This window comes from Micromonospora sp. Llam0, assembly GCF_003751085.1.
In the GTDB taxonomy this organism is placed as follows: Bacteria; Actinomycetota; Actinomycetes; order Mycobacteriales; family Micromonosporaceae; genus Micromonospora_E.
The window spans coordinates 838,731-859,095 of record NZ_RJJY01000001.1 but is presented as its reverse complement, the minus strand read 5'-3'; the positions used below and the strand labels follow the sequence as shown (position 1 = coordinate 859,095).

Sequence of the window (20,365 nt, the reverse complement as noted above, 5' to 3'; positions counted from 1 at the left end):
GTAGGGTACGACCATGTCCGACATCCTCGACCTAGCCCGCGCCCAAGTCCTGGAGCGTGGCGTCGGCCTGGACGAGGCCGGGGTCCTCGCCGTGCTGCGGCTGCCCGACGAGCAGGTCCCGGCCGCGCTGCAACTCGCCCACGAGGTGCGGATGCGCTGGTGCGGGCCGGAGGTCGAGGTGGAGGGGATCGTCTCGCTCAAGACCGGCGGCTGTCCGGAGGACTGCCACTTCTGCTCCCAGTCCGGCCTGTTCACCTCGCCGGTACGGGCGGTGTGGCTGGACATCCCGTCGCTGGTCGAGGCGGCGAGGCAGACGGCGGCGACCGGGGCCACCGAGTTCTGCATCGTGGCGGCGGTGCGGGGGCCGGACGCCCGGCTGATGCGGCAGATGCGGCAGGGTGTCGCCGCGATCCGGGCCGAGGTGGACATCCAGGTCGCGGCGTCGCTCGGGATGCTGACCCGGGAGCAGGTCGACGAACTGGTCGACATGGGGGTGCACCGGTACAACCACAACCTGGAGACCTGCCGCTCCTACTTTCCGAACGTGGTGACCACGCACAGCTTCGAGGAGCGGTGGGAGACGCTGCGGATGGTGCGCGACTCCGGTATGGAGGTGTGCTGTGGCGGCATCCTCGGGTTGGGTGAGACGATCGAGCAGCGGGCCGAGTTCGCCGCGCAGCTGGCCGCCCTCGACCCGCACGAGGTGCCGCTGAACTTCCTCAACCCACGGCCCGGTACGCCGCTGGGCGACCGTCCGGTGGTCGACGCCCGGGACGCGTTGCGCGCAATCGCCGGCTTCCGGCTGGCGATGCCACGAACAATTCTGCGGTACGCCGGCGGCCGGGAGATCACTCTCGGCGATCTGGGCACCCGGGACGGGCTGCTCGGCGGCATCAACGCGGTGATCGTCGGCAACTATCTGACGACTCTGGGGCGCCCGGCGACGGAGGACCTGGCGCTGCTGGACGACCTGAAGATGCCGGTCAAGGCGCTGTCCGCGACGATCTGAGAGTCGGCGTGGAGGCGATCTGGTGCGACCGGTGCGGTGCCGGGACGGGCACCGGCAACCACGACGGCTGCGCGGCGGCGCGGGCCTGGGAGCCGCCCCGCTTCTGTACCAGGTGCCGACGGCGGATGAAGGTGCAGGTGCTGCCGGCCGGTTGGTCGGCGCGGTGCGTCGAGCACGGCGAGGTCCGGCCGAGCTGACCGGCCCGGCTGGGCCGCCCCGGCGGCTGGGCCGTACCCGTCAGCGGCACCGACGCGGCGGCTCGTCGCCGACCGCGCTGGCCGCCGGCGTCGCCACCTCGCAAAGTCGGGCCGCGACCCGGTCCGGGTCGAGGTCCCACACCTGGCCCGAGGTGTCGGTCGAACCGCTGACCAGCAGCCCGTCGCGGGTGAACGTGATCGCGTTGACGTTGTCGACGTGCCCGACGAGCACCGCCGTCAACGTGCCGCCGTCGACCTGCCACACCCGGACCAGGTCGTCGCTAACGGCGGTGGTGACCAGCCGTTCGCCGTCTGGGCTGAAGGCCACCCCGGACAGCCTGGTGGTGGGGATGTCCACTGTGCCGACCAGGTCGAGTCCGGCGACGGTCCGCAGCTCGACCTGACCGTTGCTGCGGGCCACCGCGACCAGGTCTCCGTCCGGGCTGACCGCGAGGCCGGTGAGCTGAAGGTCCGCGATGACCGCCCGGTCCCTGCCGGACAGGTCGGCGGCGTGCCACGATCTGAGCTCGGCCCCGGTCACCGCCTCGTCGCTGCTCACCACACCCTGGTTGGCGGTCGCCAGCAGCGTGCTCCCGTCAGCGCCGAAGCCCAGCGCGCTCACCGCGCCACCGGTCGGCAGGAAGGTCGGCTCGGCGTCCCGGTCCAGCCGCCAGACCAGCACCCCGTCGTGCTCGCCCGCCGGGTCGAGTACGGCGACGGCGAGCAGCCGTCCGTCCGGCGAGTACGCCGGATGTCTGGTCGTCCAGCCGTCCCGCCCGGCGGCGGTGCCGTGCGCGACCAGCTCACCGGCGACGGTGTAACGCAGCATACCGCTGCCGGCGGTGCTGACGGCGAACGTGCCGTCACCGGCGACCGCGACCCCGGTGACGGTGTCAGAGGCGCGGACGGTCGCCCGCACCGCGCGGGTGCCCAGATCCCAGATCCGCACCACGTCGTCGCCGGCGGCGGTGACCGCCCGGTCCGCCGCCGGGTCGACCGCGACGAACTGAACCGACTGCGGATGCCGCAGCAGCACCCCGGTGCGCCGGAACAGCACGGTCGGGGCGTCCGGTCCGGTGACGGCGACGGTCCGGCCGTCGGCGGCCACCGCCACGTCGGCGACGACCCGGCCGACGTAGCCGGTGAAGGCCGAGGAGACCACCCCCGTACTCAACGCCCAACTGTCGATCCGACCGGTGCGCCACCCACCGGTGGTCAGCAGCGAGCCGTCCGGGGTGACGGCGAGCGGCACCGCGGCGCGAAACGGCCCGGCTTGCAGGGCGGTGCGCTCGCCGGACGTCACCGACCAGCTGTTCAAAGCCCCGTCGGGTCCGCTGGTCACCAGTACGTCGTCCGGACCGAAGGCCACCTGCTGGGCGGCGGGCAAGGTCCGGATCAGGGTCCGGCCGGTCAGCCGCCAGACCTGGGTGTCACCGTCGGTGGGGTTGGCGACGGCCAGCAGCGTACCGTCGGCGTTGACGGTCAGGTCGTAGCCGAGCATCCCGGTCGGCAGCGACCACCGCAGTTCGCCGGTGGTCGCCGACCAGCCGCCGATCTGCAGCTCGGGCGACAGGTCGGCGCCGAGTCGTCCGGCGACGACGGTGGCGCCGGTGGGCAGCCAGCCGAGCGCGCCGACCGCCGGCAGGGTGTGCCGCAGCTGACCGGTCGTCACGTCCCAGATCCGGACGCCGTCCCTACTGAACGAGCCGGAGGCGAGGAACCGGCCGTCCGGGGAGAAGGCCAGGGACACCACGCCGGCGTCGGTGGCGTGTCGCAGTTCGACGTCGCGCTGGCGCAGGGTGGCGACGTCCCAGAGCCGGACCAGACCGTCCTGGTGTCCCACCGCCGCCACCGTGCCGTCCGGGCTGACCGCGGTGGACAGCCCGCCGGGCCCGGTGCCCAACGGCCCGATCGTCCCCGCCGCCTGCGCGGACAGCAGCGCACCGTACGCCTCGACGGTGGGTGCCTGGTCCCAGGCGTCCAGCGCCCTGCCTACGGCGAGCAGGTCGTCGTCGGCGGCCGCGGCGATCTGCGACTCGGCGGCCAGCTGTCGGGAAGTCGCCTGCCGGCGTTGGTCCTCGGCGGCGGCCTGCCGGTTCACCGCGACCAGCCCGCCGGCGACGGCGAGCAGCAGCGCCGCCGCGAGACCCACGGTCAGCCGGCGCAGCCGCCGTACGCCGCGCAGCCGGGCCAGTTCGGCGGCCTCGGTGGCGGCCACGCTCGCGGACAGGAAGTCGACCTCCGTCGCGGACAGGTCGTCGCGGTCGACCTGGTCCCGCACCAGCGCCAGCCGGGTGCCGCGCAACAGCAGGTCGGGATCGCGGCCGGCGGTCCGCCAGTCCTCGGCGGCGACGGTCAGCCGCTGCCGCCGGATCAGTTCGTCCCGTGCCTCGGCGAGCCAGCTGTCCAGGCGCGGCCAGTTGGTCAGCAGCGCCTCGTGGCTGATCTCGACGGTGTCGGCGGCGACGGTGACCAGCCTGGCCCGGACCAGCCGGGACAGCAGGTCGGCGTCGAACAGCCGGCTGGCGCCCCGACGGCGGGCCACCGCCCCGGTGTCGGTGACGGTGACCAGGCGCAGCATCGCGGTCCGCAGCGCGGCGCGGCCGGCGGGTTGCAGGTCGAGGTGGATCCGTTCGGCCGATTCGGCGACGGCGCGGCGAATCCCGCCGGTGGCCCGGTAGCCGGCCACGGTCAGCCGCCGCCCGTCGCGCCGCTGCCAGGTCGCCCGCAGCGCGTGGCCCAGCAGCGGCAGCGCCCCCGGGTCGTAGCCGGCCGGTGCCGTCGCGTTCAAGTCGGTGAGCAGCAGCTCGACCAGCCCGGGTTCGATCTCCAGGCCGGCCCGCGTCGCCGGCTCGGTCACCGCGCGACGCAGTTGGTCGGCGTCCATTCGACCGAGGACCAGATGTCCGGCGGCCAGTGCATGTGCCAGCGGCGGCAGTTCGGCGCAGTCGGCGTAGAAGTCGGCGCGGACCGCGATCACCACGACGGCCGGGGCGGCGGCGGCCAGCGCGGTCACGAAGGCCAGCCGGTGGGCCGGGTCGGCGCACTCGGTGAACAGCTCCTCGAACTGGTCCACCACGATCACCAGCCGACCGTCGGCGGGCGCGGCCCGGGCGGCGAGCGCACCGAACAGCTCCGGGGCCGCGTGCACCCGCGACGCCGGCAGGTCCGCGGCGTCCGCGCCGGCGGCGACGAGCGTACGGTCGACCAGCTCGTCCAACGGCCGGGCGCCAGGTGTCATCAGCAGCCATGGCCACCGGTCCGCCGGACCGAGCGCACCGGCGGCGATCGCCGGCAGCACCCCGGCGCGCAGTACCGACGACTTGCCGACCCCGGACACCCCGGTGACGATCAGCGGTGGACCGCCCACCGCCTGCTCGGCGAGGCGGCTGAGCACCTGCGCGGTCTGCTCCTGCCGGCCGTGGAACCAGGGCGCGTCCTCCGGCTCGAAGGCGGCCAGGCCGGGGAACGGGCACACCTGGTCGTCGGTCGCGTCCGGCCCAGGGGCTGACCGGTCCGGTTCCACCTGCGGTTCGGCGGGTGCCTGCACCCGGCTGCTCAGCTGGGTGATGGTGAGCAGTTGCCGGCGTACCCGGTCCATCTCGACGCGCTGCTCATGGCTGCGTTTCGCCAGTTCGCGGCGGATCTCGCCGAGCACGCGGTGGACGTCGGTCAGCATCCACCGCAGCGCGCCGACGTCGTGGCCGAGGGCCTGGAACGTGGCGGCGAGGTCGTCGCGCAGCTGCGCGTCGGTCTCGGCCGCGGTGGCCAGCGCCACTTCGACCGCGTCGATACCCCGCAGCAGCTCACCGAGTTCGGCGCGGATCGCCTGGGACTGTTCCCCTTCGTCGGCGAGTCTGTCCAGGAGCTCCTCGGCCAGCGCCTCGCGCCACTGTGCCTCGGTGGCCCGCCGGCCGCGCATCCGGTCGGCGGTGTCGACCAGTGCGTCGGACAGGTAGCCGCCGCCGATCTGGCCGAGCTGTTCGACGGCTGCGGCGAGCAGTCCGTTGGAGCCGATCCCGGCGGCGATCGGCGCCAGCGCCGAGGCGGTGAGGAAGGCGAGGATGCCGTACGGGGTGGCGTCGCTCAGTCCTGCCCCGGAACGCCGTGCGGCGGCGCGGACCCAGTCACGGATTCCGCGTCGGGCCCGCGCCGTGGCGTCGCCGTCCCGTCCGGCATAGCCCGAGCCGGCACCGTCGGCGTCGCCCGCAGCGGCACCGTCCTGATCGGCCATGCCCGTCCTCCTCGCCCATGCGTCGTTGCACAGTGAACAGCAGCCGGGCCGACGAGCGGCGAAGACGCGCCGCAACGCGGCAGTCGCCGACCGCGACCCGCCGCGTCATGCATCCCGACGGCACCATAACGTCAACTAGATATCCATGATGATGGGTATCTAGACGACTACTCCTAGCAAGAGAGTAGGGGGTGAAGCTCGGCCCACCCGCCGTCGAGGCGGGCGGGGCGGGCCAGACCTGTCGAAGGGGACGTCCTGTGACCATTTCCGCAACCCGGAAAACTCTCACCGCTGGGCTGGCCGCGCTGCTGGCGCTGGTCAGTTGGCCGGCAGCGGCCCAGGCCGCCGGACCACTCGGCGAGATCCGCCGGGCCGGTGGCACCACCGCCATCCCGGACAGCTACATCGTGGTGCTGGACGACGCCGCGGCCACCGCGCCGACGGCCCGGCGGCTCGCCGACCGGTACGGCGCTGACGTGCAGCATGTGTTCGACACCGCCGTCGAGGGCTTCACCGCCCGGATGAGCGCCACCGCCGCCCGCCGGCTGGCCGCCCACCCGGCCGTCGCCTACGTCGAGCAGGACCACACCGTCGCGCCGTTGACCGCCGGCGTCCAACTGAACCCGCCGTCCTGGGGACTGGACCGGATCGACCAGCGCAATCTGCCGCTGGACAACCGCTACGCCTATCCCACCACCGCACCCAACGTCCACGCCTACGTCATCGACACCGGTATCCACCGAACCCACAGCGACCTCTTCGGCCGGGTCAGCACCGGTTTCGACGTGATCGACGGTGGACCGGCCGACGACTGCAACGGCCACGGCACGCACGTCGCGGGAACGATCGGCGGCAAGGCGTACGGCGTCGCGAAGGCCGTCCAACTGGTGCCGGTACGGGTACTCAGCTGCAGCGGCTCGGGGTCGATCTCCGGGGTGATCGCCGGAATCGACTGGGTGACCGCCAACGCGATCAAACCCGCGGTCGCCAACATGTCGATCGGCGGCGGTGCCAGCAGCACGCTGGATGCCGCAGTCGTCAACTCGATCCAATCCGGCGTGACGTACGCGGTGGCGGCCGGCGGCTCCAACACCAGTGCCTGCAACACCTCACCGGCTCGGGTGCCGGAGGCACTGACCGTCGCCGGTACGACGATCACCGACGCCAGGATGAGTTCGTCGAGCTACGGCTCCTGCCTGGACCTGTTCGCACCCGGGGCGAGCATCACCTCGACCTGGCACACCGACAACTCGGCGATCCGGGTACTCAGCGGCAGCTCGATGGCGACCGCGCACGTCACCGGCTGCGCGGCACTGGTCGCCGCCAGGAACCCCTCGTGGAGCGCGGCGCAGGTCGGAAACTACCTGGTCCGCAACGCCACCACCGGTGTCATCACCGACCCCGGGGCGGGCAGCCCGAACCGTCTCGTCTACTGCGCCGGCTGACCGCCGGACCGACCCGTGAGAAGGAAACAGACGATGGCAACGACCCTCAGCGCGCACCCGCACACCCGTACCGGCAACACCACCGACCGCCGCGGCACCGGCCGCCGGCTGCTGGCCACCGGCCTGACGCTGATCCTGACCACCGCCGCGCTGGTCGCCGGCACCGCGGCACCGGCGCAGGCGGCCACCACCCCGGGCATCGACGTCTCGCACTGGCAGGGATCGATCAACTGGACCAGCGTGCGCAACAGCGGCATCGAGTTCGCCTACATCAAGGCCACCGAGGGCACCAGCTACAAGGATCCCCGGTTCAACACCAACTACGTCGCCGCGTACAACGCGGGGGTGATCCGGGGTGCGTACCACTTCGCGCTGCCGGACCGGTCCTCCGGTTCGGTCCAGGCCAACTACCTGGCCAGCAACGGCGGCGCCTGGTCGGCGGACAGTCGGACCCTGCCGGCCGCGCTGGACATCGAGCACAACCCGTACGGCGCGATGTGCTACGGGCTGAGCCAGTCGGCGATGCGGAACTGGATAAGCAGCTTCCTGAACACCTACCGGTCGCGCACCGGGCGGTACGCCGTCATCTACACCACCACCAGTTGGTGGAGCAGTTGCACCGGCAACTGGACCGGACCGTGGAGCAACCACCCGTTGTGGCTGGCCCGGTGGGCGAGCAGCCCTGGCACCCTGCCGGCCGGCGCGCCGTACTGGTCGTTCTGGCAGTACACCGCCAGCGGTAGCGTCCCCGGCGTCTCCGGCGCGGTCGACCGCAACCACTGGAACGGCACCCGCGCCCGGTTGGTGGCGCTGGCCAACAACGGCTGACCCTGCTCGCTGGCCCCGGCTGGACCATCCGGTCCGGCCGGGGCCAGCGACCTGCCCGGCCCGGCACCCCCGGCGGGGCGGCCGTCACCCGGGGCGGCGCCGGTGGTCACAGCGGCGGAGCGGGCGGCACCGGGTTGCGCCGACCGCGCAGCGCCAGGTCGAACAGGATGATCACCGACAGCACCAGGTTGGCGCAGATCGCGACCAGCAACGCCGGTCCGGCCAGCAGCGCCGGCACGGTCAACGCCAGCAGGAGCACACCCGCCAGCAGCGGCCAGGCGACCCGGCCGAACACCTCGTACTCGAGCCTGCTGCGGCCCAGCAGGAAGATGACCGGTCCACCGATCATGATGGTCAGCCAGTTGACCGGAACCGGGTCGGTCGGGTGTTCGATGATGAACTTCGCGCTGGTCGCGGTGGCCACCACGCCGGCGATCATCAGCAGATGGGTGTACGGCGCGGAACGGGTGAACCGCCCCGGGTCGCGGGCGGCCTCGATCGCGTCGGTCAGCCGCGCCCCGGCGCAGTGCACGTAGATCCGGAACAGGATGGTCGCGCTGGCGAAGGCCACGACGAACCCGGCGGCGCTGACCGGGGTGACCTCGCTACGGCTCGACGCCAGCCCGGCCACCAGGATGATGTCGCCCAGGGCGATGATGAAGAACTGGTGGTACCGCTCGGCCAGGTGCTCGGCGGTCGGGTTGAACTGGGCTGCCGGGATTCGCCCTCGGCGGGGTGCGGGATAGCCGAGCGCGAAGACCGTGTAGTCGATGGCCAGCCCGACACCCCAGAGCGCCACCCGGGCGGTCCCGTCGGCCAGCGCACCGGCCAGCCAGGGAACCGCCGAGACGGCGAACCAGCCCCAGATCCGCACCGCGCGCTGCCGGGCCATCTGGTCGTGCAGCGCGACGAAGAAGAACAGGCCACGGCCCAGATGGATCGCCACGTACGCGCCGGCGAAGATGGCCGCGCGGTCCTCGAACGCTGCCGGCAGAGCCGCCGCCATCAGCAGGACGCCGAACATGATCCCGACCGTGACCACCCTGATGGCCCGGCTCTGCGGGTTGTAGAGGTCGGTGACCAGGGTGGTCACCACCCACACCCACCAGACGGCCAGCAAAAGGATCGCCGCCTCGACGACGCCCAGCGGACTCAGGTGCTCCGCCAGGGTCTCCGACAGCAGGGCGAGTGCGACCACGAAGGCCAGGTCGAAGTACAGCTCCAGGAAGGTGGCGCGCCGCGGTGCCTGCTCGCCACGGAGCAGGCTGCGCGGGTCACCGGCCGCCGTCACGACCGCACCGGGTAACGGGCCGACCGGCCGGCACCGACAGACCAATTGAGCGACATATCGGTCTTATCGTACGGCTTCGGTCTGCCGTCACCGACCCGATCGCGGTGACCGGCCCTGCCGTGTCTGGGCCGGTCACCGCAGGTCAACCAGCCGAGATCAACCGGCCGTACAGGCCAGGCCGTTCACCGTGAACGAGGTCGGCCGGGGGTTACTGCCGGAGTGGGTGCCGTTGAAGCCGATGCTGGTGCTCGCGCCCGGCGCCAGGCTGCCGTTCCAGGCCGCGTTGCCGGCACTGACCTGGTTGCCGCTCTGCGACCAACTGGCCGACCAGCCCTGGGTCACCTGCTGGCTGCCCGGGAACGCGAACCGCAGCGTCCACCCGTCGATCGTCGACGCACCGGTGTTGGTGATCGTCACCGATCCGGTGAACCCGGTGGACCAGTCGTTGGTGGTGTAGTCGACCCGGCAGCCGAGCACCGGCGGGCCGCCGGTCGGAGTGGGCGACGGTGACCCGGTCGGAGTCGGACTCGGAGTCGGCGGGACCGACGGCGACGGGGTGGGCGAGAGGGACGGGGACGGGGACGGCGAGACCGACGGCGTGGGGGTGGGCGACGGTGACGGACCATCCGGCTCCTGTCCCCAGATCAGCGTGCCCGCTTCGTAGAGCGGGACCGCCCGGTTCGGCCCGGCGGCAGCCTGGTAGGACGGGTCGTTCGCCGGGTCCCAGGTGCCGCCCTCGGCCACCCCGATCTTCAACTGCACCTCCATCCGGTGCGCCGACTGACCGGCCGGCGCGATGGTGTGGCCGGAGCAGTCGACCTCGACGTACCACAGGTCACCCGAGTGCTGCCGGGCCTCGGTGGGTTTCGGGCACCCCTGGCTGTACGGGCTGCTCACCTGCAGCGCACCCGCACCGTCCCGGACGAAGTAGTACCGCAACGTCGCGCCGGTCAACGCCCGGGCGGGGAACGCCGACTTGTTGTAGATCATCACCTTGACCCCGGTCGACCGGGTCTCGTTCTGCATGATCGTCGTCTCGACGGAGATCTCGTCGATGTCCGGCGTCTCCGGCTGCGGGAAGTCCGGCAACGGCGTGCCGCCGTACTCCTGGTGCAGCCGGGCCAGCGCGGAGGTGAAGCCGGCGTTGTAGTCGGTGGCGACTTCGTTCATGACGTAGTCGTCGCGGCGGTCGGTGTAGGCGTCGTCCGGCGCGGACGGACCGCCCACCAACGCCCCGTACAGCACGTGCCGGGTCTGCTCGGGCACCTGCATGCTGTCCCACCAGGAGCCGTGTGCGGTGCGGTGGTGCGGGTTACGCGGCGAGTTGTCGCCGAACCCGATCACGTAGCTGGAGTTGCGCGGGTTGTCGCCGAGCGCGTAGTCGATCTGCCGGACGGCGAAGTCGTGGTAGCGGGTCCGGCGGGTCGGGTCGGTGATGTTGTCGCTGTAGACCAGCGCGGCGAAGGCGGTGTTCGCGGCGTAGCGCAGCGCGCCCCAGGTGTCGAGGACCGCCATCCCGCCCGGTGAGGTACGCACCTTCTCGCCGTTGACCCCGACGGTCCAGTAGTCCAGCCACCGGTTGGCGTCGTCGACGTACTTCTGCTTGCCGGTCAGGTTGGCCAGCAGCACGTACCCGCCGAACTGCTTGTTGTCCCAGGCGAGGGTCCACTTGTAGGCCCGGGTGTCGGTTTGCGGCTCGGTGCCCAGGTCGTCGTACTCGGCCTCGGCCTTGGCCAGGTAGGACGCCTCGCCGGTGGCCCGGTGCAGCCAGATGGCGCCCCAGACCAGTTCGTCCTGGTATCCGCTCCACGACCGGTAGAAGCTGGTCGCGTCGGTGATGCACTCGTGGTACGCCTTGCGCACGGTGTCGGCGAAGGTGTAGAGCTGCCGGGCGTGACCGACCAGGATGTCGGCGTACGCCGGGTCGGTGGGTCGGAAGACCATCGACGACGCGGCCATCGCGGCCGCCGTCTCAGCCGCCAGGTCCGAACCGCCACAGCTGGCATCGATCTTGTACGCCGGACGCGCCATCGGCATCACCTCGGCCGGACCCCACCACTTGTGGTCGTCGTCGCCCTTGCCGACCTGGCCGTAGAGCACGTTGGGCGACGGATGCGCCTTGATGAAGTAGTCGTTGACGAACCGTAGATTGTTCAGCAGGTGCGGCAGCTGCCCGGAGCTGGTGTAGCCGGCCCGGTACTCGACCGCACCCCAGGCCAGCATGGTGGTGGTGAAGGCCATCGGGAAACCGAACTTGACATGGTCCCCGGCGTCGTACCAGCCGCCGGTGAGGTCGAGGCCGACGTCCGCCCCGTCGTCGAGTGCCGAGTCCGCCCGCCAGGAGACCCGGTTCCACTGCGGCAGCGGCCCGGACTGCTGCGCCTCGTAGAACAGCAGCGACTTCTGCAGCGCCTCCCCGTAGTTGAACGGTGGCGCCGCAGCGGCGCCGGGCCGCGGGACTGCGGCCGTCGCGGCTGCGGCGGTGAGCAGGATGGCCATGCCGGTGGCCGCCAGCCTGCGCCGCCAACGGGTCCGGCCGGCCGGCCGATTGTCTGCGCGCACTACACTCGCTCCTGTCCGTGGAGCCGCGCGCGGCAACGCGTCGTGGAGGACACCGAGGGGCGGATGTGGGCGCATCCGCCCCTCGCCTCATACCGGTCGCGCGGTCGCGGCGGTCAGCGGCCGGCCCTGCCGGTGGGGTGCGGGGCCAGCCGGTAGATGGCGGTTGATGGTTCTGGGCTGATGGTTTCTTCTGGGCTGATGGTTCACCGGGGTCACGGCGCCAGTCGGCACCGACGCGATGGGAGCGCTCCCATCGACAAGGAGCGATCGTCACGCGTACCGCTGATTTAACCGCCTCGGCCCGGCTTTGGGAAGCCCGTATCCACGACCAACCGACACAGGCAAAGGGGCGGGGTCTCCTCCTGCCGTCCTACAGGAGGAGACCCCGCCGTGCCACCCGGGACCTCGCGTCCAACGCACCGGACCCGCACCAGGACCGGGACGTCGGGGCAACCGCTTAGGTCGTGGTGGCGGGAGTCGGTGCCGAGATGTCGACCGGCCGATCGACCAACGGCACCGTGACGCTCATCATTTCCCCGTCGCGCTCGACCGGACCCGGCCGGTGCAGCCGGGCCAGGGTACGCAGCATGCCGAGATCATTGGCGGCGACGTGTGCCACCAACGCCGCCTGCCCGGTCCGACCGGCGTGGCCGGCCAGCCGGCGCAGCAGCGCCGTGCCGACGCCACGCCGACGCCACCCGTCCTCGACCAGCAGGCCGACCTCGCCGAGCGCACCCTCGACGATCAGTTGCCCGGCACCGACGATCCGGTCCGCCGCCGCGCTGGAGTCGACCGCGACCAGCAGCACCCCCCGGGGCTGTTCCAGCATCCGCCGCAGCCGGGCGGCGACGACCTCGGGCGGTCGGCCGAGAAGACCGGGCGTACGGCTCTCCGGCGAGCACCGGTCCACCATCGCGTGCAGCGCGTTGAGATCGTCGGAGACCGCCGGTCGCAGCAGCAACTCGGCACCGTCCGGCATCATCAGCGTCACCTGATCGCCGGTCCGCCGGTTGACCGCCGCCGCCAACTCGACCAGGGCCTGCGCCCGGGCGAACTCGGCCGGGGTGAAGCTCGGCTCCCGCCGGACGACGTCGTAGCAGCCACCGGCCGGATCCGGCAGCCGCATCGTGTCCGTCGACCGGGCGGCCACCTGCGAAGCTGGCGCCGGCCGCCAGGTCACCGAGCCGGCACCGAGCAGGGTACGCAGCACGTCACCGAGCGCCTCCGGATCGCGGACCAGCCGGTTGGCCAGGGCGAGCGCCCGGGTGGGCTGGTCGGCCAGGCCCCGGGCCTCGGCTCGGGCGGCCCAGGCGTCCCGGCCCCGGCCACGCTCCACGGCGGCGACGAGATCTTTTTCGGTCATCGCGTCGGGCGCGTCGACGAGAAAATCGTCGACCGCACCGGCCTCGGTGGTGTGCACCTGGACGGCGAGGATGTTGACCGCGCGCAAGGCCAGGCTGGCGGTCAGCACGGCCAGGTAGCCCGGCCGGTCGTCGACCGTCGCTCTGATCCGCCACAGCGCCATGGCTGCTCCTCTCCCCAGGTGCTCGGTGCCCGCTTGGTCAGCGCCGCACTGCGCCCGTTTCCTACCTTGCCGCCGCGCTGTTTCCCTCAGGTTGCCCGGCGGTGACTTCTCGCGGTGCCGTCTGCGACCTGCGTCTCACCTTCTGGCGGCGACCGGATCGGCGGTCACCAGATCCAACCGGTCGCCCAGGATCACCGTCGCCGCCCGGACCAGCTGCGCGATCCGGTCCACCTCGGTGACGTGGAACGCGGCCGCCGGCAGGCCGTCCCCGTCGACCCGGGACACGATCAGCACCAGACCGGCCCGGCCGAACGGCACCGAGGCGTACCGCACCCCGTCCGGGCCATCCATCGGCCGGGCCCGCAACGGAGTGACCTCAGGCAGCCGCAGCGGCACCGGCGCCCGCCAACTCGCGTAGGCGACGGCCGGTTCGCCGCCCGTAGGAGGCTCGTCCACCGGCACGGTCAGGCCGGTCATGAAGTCATCGTCGGGCAGTTGGCCACCGTCGAACCGCGACTCCGCACCGGGCGTCGGAGCCGGCCCGGCCAGCCCGGCGGACTGCGCCGTGGCGGCGCCGGCCGGCGGCCGGGACGCACTGCGGATCGCCCAGTCGGCCGGCACCACGGCCGCGGCCGCCCAGTCGGCTGCCAGCAGCCCTGGCACCGCGTCAACCAGCGTGGCCAGGCCGTCAACCGGGTTGGCGGCGACCTGGGCGAGCAGTTCGGCGTCCTGACCTCCGGTCACCGGAGTACCGATCGCCCGCCAGACGCCGTCGACCTGTACGCCGGGAATCGCGGCCAGTCCAGCGAGCAGCCGGTCGACCCGGGCGGCGCCCGGCCACACCACGGTGAAGTCGTCCACCGCCCGACCGCCCAGCCGCTCCAGGACGGTCACCTGGACGATATCGGCGCCCGCGACACCGAGCGTGCGGGCCACCTGGCCGAGTGCACCGGGCCGGTCCGGCAGGGTCACGCGAACCCTCAGCAACATGTCAGTCCTCCCGTAGCGCAGGCCGGCCCCTCCCCCGGTCGAGAACCAGCCTGCCCGATGACCATTTCATCCCTGTTGCGATGACATGACTCGGCAGGAAAACCGCTGGAGAACAGGGTTGGACACGCTGCACCATCACCCGTTCGGATGATCTTCACCCGGTCGGGCGGAGTCGCTGACAGGCCGACGCACGATCAGGCCGACGCACGATCAGGCCGAGTCGCGGGCCACCATGTGAGTCTCCAGCAGGACGTACGGGACCTGCAGCTCGTCGTGCCGGATCCGGGACAGCAACAGTCGGGCCATCTGCCGGCCCATCTCCTCCACCGGCTGAAAGACGGTGGTCAACGGCGGATCGGACTGCCGGGCGATCGGGGCGTCCTCGAAACCGACCACCGCCACGTCGTCGGGCACCCGGCGGCCGGCCTCACGCAACGCCCGCAGAGCGCCGCAGGCCATCAGGTCGGACGCGACGAACACCGCGTCCAGATCGGGATGGCGCTCCAGCAGCTGGCGCATCGCCGCGGTGCCGCTGCCCTCGCTGAAGTCGCCGTACGCCACCAGGGATTCGCCACCCGGTGGGCCGCTGTGCCGAATCGCCTCGTGGTAGCCGGTCAACCGGGCGACGCCGACCCCCATGTCCTGCGGGCCGGCGATGGTGGCGACCCGCCGCCGGCCGCCGGCCAGCAGGTACTCGACCGCCAACCGGGCGCCACCGGCGTTGTCGACGTCGACGAAGTAGGCCGGACGCGCGTCCGGATGCAGCATCCGGGCCGGCCGCCCGCCCAGAACGCTGGGCAGACCGCGCTGTTCGAGCAGGGTCGGCAGCGGATCCGCGTCGTGCAGCGACAGCAGCAGCACGCCGTCGACGTGCTGGTTGGTCAGATGGTGCTCGACCCGCTCCCGTTCGGCGGGTGACTGGGCCATGGCCAGCCAGAGCTGCATCGGGGTGTCGAGCAGCCCGGAGCTGATGCCCCGGACGATCCCGGCGAAGAAGGGTTCACCGAAGACCCGCTCCTCGGATTCGGAGACCACCAGCGCGACCGAGTCGGTCCGTTGGGTGACCAGCGCCCGGGCTGCCCGGTTCGGCACGTACCCCAGCTCGGCGATCGCCTGCTGCACCGCTGCCCGCGCCTCGGGGCTGACCTGCGGCGAACCGTTGACGACACGGGACACCGTGCCCCGGCCTACCCCGGCACGCGCGGCGACCGCGTCGAGGGTGGGCCGCCCGAGTGACCGGGTGCGCTGGGTTGTCATCGTCTGTTCCTCCGACCCTTGGGCCGCCGGCGCCGGTCCCGGCGGGGAACCGGCGCCGCGCGGCCCGTTATTGCTGGCTGACCACGCCTATTGTGCGGCCAGACCGTTACGTCGGATCACATCGGCGTACCACCTGGCGCTCGACTTGGGGATTCGAAGCTGGGTGTCGTAGTCGACGTGGATCATGCCGAAGCGCTTCGAATAGCCCCAGGCCCATTCGAAATTATCCATCAAAGACCATGCGAAGTAGCCCCGCACCGGCACTCCGTGGGAGATTGCCTCGTGACAGGCGCGCAGGTGAGCGTCGAAATAGGCCAACCTGTCCGGATCATCGACTTTGTCGTTGACGACGTCGTCCACGTAGGCCGAGCCGTTCTCCGTGATGTAGATCGGCACCTCGGGGTACTCGCCGTTGACCCGGCGCAGCACCTCCACCAGGCCGGGGGCGTCGACCTCCCACCCCATGTCGGTCACCGGGAGCCCCCGGGTGACAAATCGGATCCGCTCGCTACCCGGCCAGCAGGACGGCTCGTCGGCCCCGTCCGGCGCCGGCGCGCCGCTGACCACGTGCCGGCTGTAGTAGTTGATGCCGAGCACGTTCAGCGGGGTGGCGATGACGTCCAGGTCGCCCTCGCGGACGTGGGCCAGATCGGTCACCGGTTCCAGGTCCGCCACCACGTCCTGCGGGTACCGCCCGAGCAGGATCGGGTCCAGGAAGATCCGGTTGGCCAGACCGTCGATGCGCCGGGCCGCGTCGACGTCGACCGCCGAGTCCGTCTCCGGCGACACCGCGTACAGGTTGAGCGTGACGCCGAAGTCGTGGTCCGGCCGGGCCGCGCGCATCGCCTGCACCGCCAGACCGTGGCCGAGCATCAGGTGGTGGGCGGCCCGGACCGAGTCGGCACCGTCGGTGATCCCGGGGGCGTGCACGCCCGAGCCGTACCCCAGGAAGGACGAGCACCACGGCTCGTTGAGCGTGGTCCAGTACCGCACCCGGTCACCTAGCGCCCCGTGCACCAGCTCCGCGTAGTCGGCGAACCGGGCCGCGGTGTCCCGGGCCGGCCACCCGCCGGCGTCCTCCAGCGGCTGCGGCAGATCCCAGTGGTAGAGGGTCAGCCACGGCTCGATGCCCTGGGCCAGCAGCTCGTCGACCAGCCGACGGTAGAAGTCCAGCCCGGCCTGGTTGGCCGCGCCGGACCCGTCGGGCTGCACCCGTGGCCAGGACACCGAGAACCGGTACGACCTGAGGCCGAGCTCGGCCATCATCCCGACGTCCTCGCGGTAACGGTGGTAGTGGTCGCAGGCCACGTCCCCGCTGTCCCCGCCGAGCACCTTGCCCGGAGTGTGGCTGAAGGTGTCCCAGATGGACGGCTTGCGGCCGTCGATGTTCGCTGCGCCCTCGATCTGGTACGCCGCGGTGGCGGCACCCCAGAGGAAACCGGGTGGAAAGAGTAGCTGCCCGGAGCCTTCGCGGAACTCGGCGGTCTGCGGACTTGCTGCTTTGGTCACGACTTGACGGCGCCTTCCATGATGCCGCCGATGATCTGGCGGCCGAAGAGGATGAATACAACGAACAGCGGGAGCGTCGCGATCAGCGTTCCCGCGAAAATCTGGGAATTGTCGGCGAAGTACGCCGAGTTCAGGCTGCGCAGGGAGATCTGCACCGTCGGGTTGGTCGGGTCGGCGAGGACCACGAACGGCCAGAAGAACTGGTTCCACTGCTCCATGAAGGTCAGCAGACCGAGCACCGCCGCCGCCGGGCGCAGCGCCGGCACGACCACATGCCAGAAGATCCGCCAGGTGGAACAGCCGTCCACCCGGGCCGCCTCGATCAACTCGTTGGGCACCGCCTGTTCGGCGTACTGCCGCATCATGAAGATCCCGAAGCCGCCGATCAGGAACGGCACGATCACCGACGGCATGCGGTTCAGCCAGCCGAGCTCGGACATCAGGATGTAGAGCGGGAGAACGCCGAGCTGGATCGGGATCATCATCGAGGCGAGCACGACGAGCAGCAGCGCGTTCTTGCCCCGGAAGCGCAGTTTGGCGAAGGCGAAGCCGGCGAGCGAGCCGAAGAAGACGGTCGCCACGGTGATGGTGCCGGACACCAGGACCGAGTTCATCAGCCCTTTGAGGATGTTGGCGTCCTGATTGGCGAGCACCCGGCCGATGTTCTCACCGAGGTTGCCGCCGGGCAGGAACGGCGGCGGCCAGGCGTTGGCGGCGTCGTTGGTCCGCGACGCGATGACGATCATCCAGTAGAACGGGAAGAACGACAGGAGCACGCCCAGGATCAGGCCGAACCAGGTCAACGGGCTCGCCTTGAACAGCCGCTCCGAGGTCGACGACGGGCCCTTGCCGCGCTTGGGCTTGTTGGCCACGGGTTGCAGGGTTGCGGTGGTCATCGCGCCTCACTTGTCCGAGCTGATCCGGCGGGCCAGCAGATAGTTGACCAGCGACATGAACGCGATGAGCAGGAAGAGCAGCAGCGATACGGCGCCCGCGTAGCCCCACTGGAACCGCTGGTTCATGACGTCGAGCAGATACATGGTGATCGTCTGGAACTGACCCTGGGAACCGCCGGAGATGCCGCCGGGTCCGCTGGTGAACAGCAGCGGCTCGGTGAACAGCTGCAGTCCGCCGATCGTCGAGATGATCAGGGTGAAGATGATGGTGGGTCGCAGCTGCGGCACGGTGATCGACCAGAACTGCCGGGTCCGCGAGGCACCGTCGAGCGCGGCGGCCTCGTACATGTCCTTCGAGATCGCCTGCATCGCGGCCAGGTAGATCAGCGCGTTGTAGCCGATCCACCGCCAGTCGACCATGGTGGAGATGGCGAACCAGGACCCGAGCTTGCTCGCCCGGAAGTCGACCGGTTCGACGCCGAACAGCGACAGCAACCAGTTGACCAGGCCGAAGTCCCGCGCGTAGATCATGGAGAAGATCAGCGCGACGACCGCGGTCGAGGTGATGATCGGCATGGCGATGGCCAGCCGGAAGAATGTCTGTCCCTTGATTCGCCGGTTCAGCGCGTTGGCCAGCATCAGCGCGATCAGCAACTGCGGGACGGTGGACATCAGGAACATGCCGAACGTGTTGTAGACGGCGTTCCAGAACTGCGGGTCGTCGGTGATCAGCCGGACGAAGTTGTCCAGGCCGACGAAGGTGATCTCGGCGTTGAGCGGCGACCGGTCGGTCAGCGCGATCCAGACGGTGTAGACGATCGGGTAGACGCCGAAGATCGCGAAGATCACGAAGAACGGCAGGACGTAGAGGTAGGGGGAAAGTCTGAGGTCCAGTCGGGTCAGCGAGCGGCGCCGGGCCGCCCCACCGCCGGCCGGACCCGCCCGGTGGCCGCGCGGCTGCGCCGACGCGGGGGTGTCTAGCTCCAGGCTCATCGGGAAAGTCCTTCAGTTGTACGGCGGCCGGCCGACGTCGGCCAGGGAGGTCAACGCGCCGCTGGCACCGCGACGCGGCGGGTGAGATGGCGCCGGCAGGTCCTGCCGGCGCCATCTCACCCGTTTGTCACACCGCTTTACCGGCCGGCGGCCGTGCCGTTCGTGATGGCGTCCTGCCACCCCTCGTCCGGCGACTGGCCCTGCTCGACCGCCCGCAGTGCGTTCTCCACCGCGGTACGGACCGCCTGGTTCTTCGGGCCGAGGTAGACCGGCTTGAGCTCACTGGCACCGGCGGCGAAGATCTCGCCGGTCGGGGCGTCGGAGAAGTACTCGTTGACCGCCTCGGCGACCTTCGGGTCGGCCAGCGCCTGCGGCGAGGACGGCAGGTTGCCGACCGCTTCGAAGGCGGCGATGTGGCCATCCGGGCTGGTCAGGTACTTGACCAACTCGGCGGCGGCGGCCTGGTACTTGCTGGAGGTCGGCACCGCCAGGAACGAACCGCCCCAGTTGCCGCCGTTACCCGGCGCCTTGGCGATGTCCCACTTGCCGGCGGCCTCCGGGCCGGCCTGGCCCTCGATGACACCGGTCATCCAGGCCGGGCAGGCGATGGTGGCGAAGGTCGCGTTCTTGAAGCCGGCGTTCCACTCGTTGGAGAACGACTGCAGGTTGTTCGACAGCCCGGCCTCGATCATGTCGGTGGTGAGGTCGAACGCCGCCTTCACGTCCGGGTTGCTCTCCATCACGAACTGGTTGCCCGTGTCGTAGTAGGTGTACCCGGTGCCCGCACCGGCGATCTGGCTCAGCACCAGGTTGTAGAAGCTGGTCGCCGAGTCGACGAACGCCTTGTCCGGCGTGGCCTCCTTGAACTCCTGGCCGACCTCGATGAAGTCGTCCCAGCTCGACCAGAGCGCGCCGACCTCTTCCCGGTCGGTCGGCAGACCCGCCGCCTCGAACAGGTCCGAGCGGTAGCACAGCGCCATCCCGCCGACGTCGGTGCCGAGGCCGAGCACCTTGCCGTCGGGCAGCACGCCGGCTTCCCACTTCCACGGCAGGAAGTTGCCCTCGAGCTCGTTGGCGCCGTGCTCACCGAGGTCGACGAACTTGTCGGCCTGGGCGAAGAACTGCGACATCGTGCCCTCTTCGATCGCCACCACGTCCCCGGCGCCGGAGCCGGCGGTGATCTGCTGGGTGAGTCGGGTGTTGTAGTCGCCGAGGCCGAGGCCCACGCCTCGCTGCTGGACAGTGACGTTCGGGTTGTCGGCCTCGTACTGCTCGATCAACTCGTCGTATCCGAAGCCTGCGTCGCCGAAGATGTCGACGACCAGGGTGATCGGGCCGTCCGGATCTGAATCGGCGTCGTCGGAGCCGCAGGCCGTGGCCGTCAACATGACAGCGGAGGCGAGTGCGACTGCGGCGTACCGCCGGAGCGTGACGCTCATCCTGACCCCTCTCAAGGTCGCTTTCGTGGTGGGGGGTGACCGTGTGGTGTCCGCCGCGACAACGGGAACTGCGTTGGCGAAAGGGGTCCGTCGCCGGGGAGCGGGCACTGCACGACCGCGCTCCGCGGTTGGTCAAGCAAGTGACGTGGATCTCACTCACCCCGGCCGGGAGCGCTCCCATGAGATTGCC

General features: G+C 71.0%; 14 protein-coding genes. 4 read left to right on the top strand and 10 right to left on the bottom strand.

All coding sequences use genetic code 11. The features are described 5' to 3' along the window. Window positions 1-13: 13 nt before the first annotated feature. Window positions 14-1,009, top strand: a complete 996-nt coding sequence (bioB, locus tag EDC02_RS03925) for a biotin synthase BioB (protein ID WP_123600771.1) — start codon at window positions 14-16, stop codon at window positions 1,007-1,009. Then, a complete protein-coding gene (locus EDC02_RS41265) occupies window positions 1,006-1,206 on the top strand; it encodes a hypothetical protein (protein WP_123600770.1) in 201 nt (66 codons plus the stop codon). Before bioB ends, EDC02_RS41265 begins: the two co-directional genes overlap by 4 nt. A 40-nt stretch (window positions 1,207-1,246) precedes the next feature. On the opposite strand, the gene EDC02_RS03915 is transcribed toward EDC02_RS41265, so the two are convergent. Beyond that, on the bottom strand, window positions 1,247-5,440 hold the full coding sequence (locus EDC02_RS03915; protein ID WP_123600769.1) for an AAA family ATPase: 4,194 nt from the start codon (window positions 5,438-5,440) through the stop codon (window positions 1,247-1,249). 257 nt (window positions 5,441-5,697) lie between these two features. Between EDC02_RS03915 and EDC02_RS03910 the strand changes: the two genes are divergently transcribed. Both EDC02_RS03910 and EDC02_RS03905 read left to right on the top strand, forming a co-directional pair. Further along, entirely contained in the window at window positions 5,698-6,885 is a 1,188-nt protein-coding gene (locus EDC02_RS03910; protein WP_123600768.1) for a S8 family peptidase, read from the top strand. A gap of 33 nt (window positions 6,886-6,918) precedes the next feature. Further along, window positions 6,919-7,713, top strand: a complete 795-nt coding sequence (locus tag EDC02_RS03905; RefSeq protein ID WP_123600767.1) for a lysozyme — start codon at window positions 6,919-6,921, stop codon at window positions 7,711-7,713. A 106-nt stretch (window positions 7,714-7,819) separates the two neighbouring features. On the opposite strand, the gene EDC02_RS03900 is transcribed toward EDC02_RS03905, so the two are convergent. The 9 genes from EDC02_RS03900 to EDC02_RS03860 all read right to left on the bottom strand — a co-directional run bounded on the left by EDC02_RS03900 (window position 7,820) and on the right by EDC02_RS03860 (window position 20,175). Further along, the gene (locus EDC02_RS03900) at window positions 7,820-9,004 is read right to left on the bottom strand and encodes a low temperature requirement protein A (RefSeq protein WP_158632043.1); all 1,185 of its coding nucleotides are present in this window, start codon (window positions 9,002-9,004) and stop codon (window positions 7,820-7,822) included. Window positions 9,005-9,160: 156 nt separating this feature from the next. Beyond that, a complete protein-coding gene (locus tag EDC02_RS03895) occupies window positions 9,161-11,503 on the bottom strand; it encodes a glycoside hydrolase family 9 protein (RefSeq protein ID WP_199757797.1) in 2,343 nt (780 codons plus the stop codon). Window positions 11,504-12,023: 520 nt separating this feature from the next. After that, window positions 12,024-13,091 carry a GNAT family N-acetyltransferase gene (locus EDC02_RS03890; protein ID WP_123600764.1) on the bottom strand — a complete coding sequence of 356 codons (1,068 nt, stop codon included), beginning with the start codon at window positions 13,089-13,091 and terminating at the stop codon, window positions 12,024-12,026. Window positions 13,092-13,226: 135 nt separating this feature from the next. After that, window positions 13,227-14,081 (bottom strand): amino acid-binding protein, encoded by an 855-nt coding sequence (locus EDC02_RS03885; RefSeq protein WP_123600763.1) that lies wholly within the window; start codon window positions 14,079-14,081, stop codon window positions 13,227-13,229. Window positions 14,082-14,291: 210 nt separating this feature from the next. Beyond that, window positions 14,292-15,338 carry a LacI family DNA-binding transcriptional regulator gene (locus EDC02_RS03880; protein ID WP_123600762.1) on the bottom strand — a complete coding sequence of 349 codons (1,047 nt, stop codon included), beginning with the start codon at window positions 15,336-15,338 and terminating at the stop codon, window positions 14,292-14,294. A gap of 87 nt (window positions 15,339-15,425) precedes the next feature. Beyond that, window positions 15,426-16,847: a GH1 family beta-glucosidase gene (locus EDC02_RS03875; RefSeq protein ID WP_123600761.1), complete on the bottom strand. Its 1,422-nt coding sequence runs from the start codon at window positions 16,845-16,847 to the stop codon at window positions 15,426-15,428. Further along, entirely contained in the window at window positions 16,844-17,743 is a 900-nt protein-coding gene (locus tag EDC02_RS03870; RefSeq protein WP_233605723.1) for a carbohydrate ABC transporter permease, read from the bottom strand. Before EDC02_RS03870 ends, EDC02_RS03875 begins: the two co-directional genes overlap by 4 nt. Window positions 17,744-17,749: 6 nt before the next feature. Beyond that, window positions 17,750-18,736 (bottom strand): carbohydrate ABC transporter permease, encoded by a 987-nt coding sequence (locus EDC02_RS03865; RefSeq protein ID WP_123600760.1) that lies wholly within the window; start codon window positions 18,734-18,736, stop codon window positions 17,750-17,752. Between the two features lie 137 nt (window positions 18,737-18,873). Continuing rightward, window positions 18,874-20,175 carry an ABC transporter substrate-binding protein gene (locus EDC02_RS03860; RefSeq protein ID WP_123600759.1) on the bottom strand — a complete coding sequence of 434 codons (1,302 nt, stop codon included), beginning with the start codon at window positions 20,173-20,175 and terminating at the stop codon, window positions 18,874-18,876. Window positions 20,176-20,365: the final 190 nt, after the last annotated feature.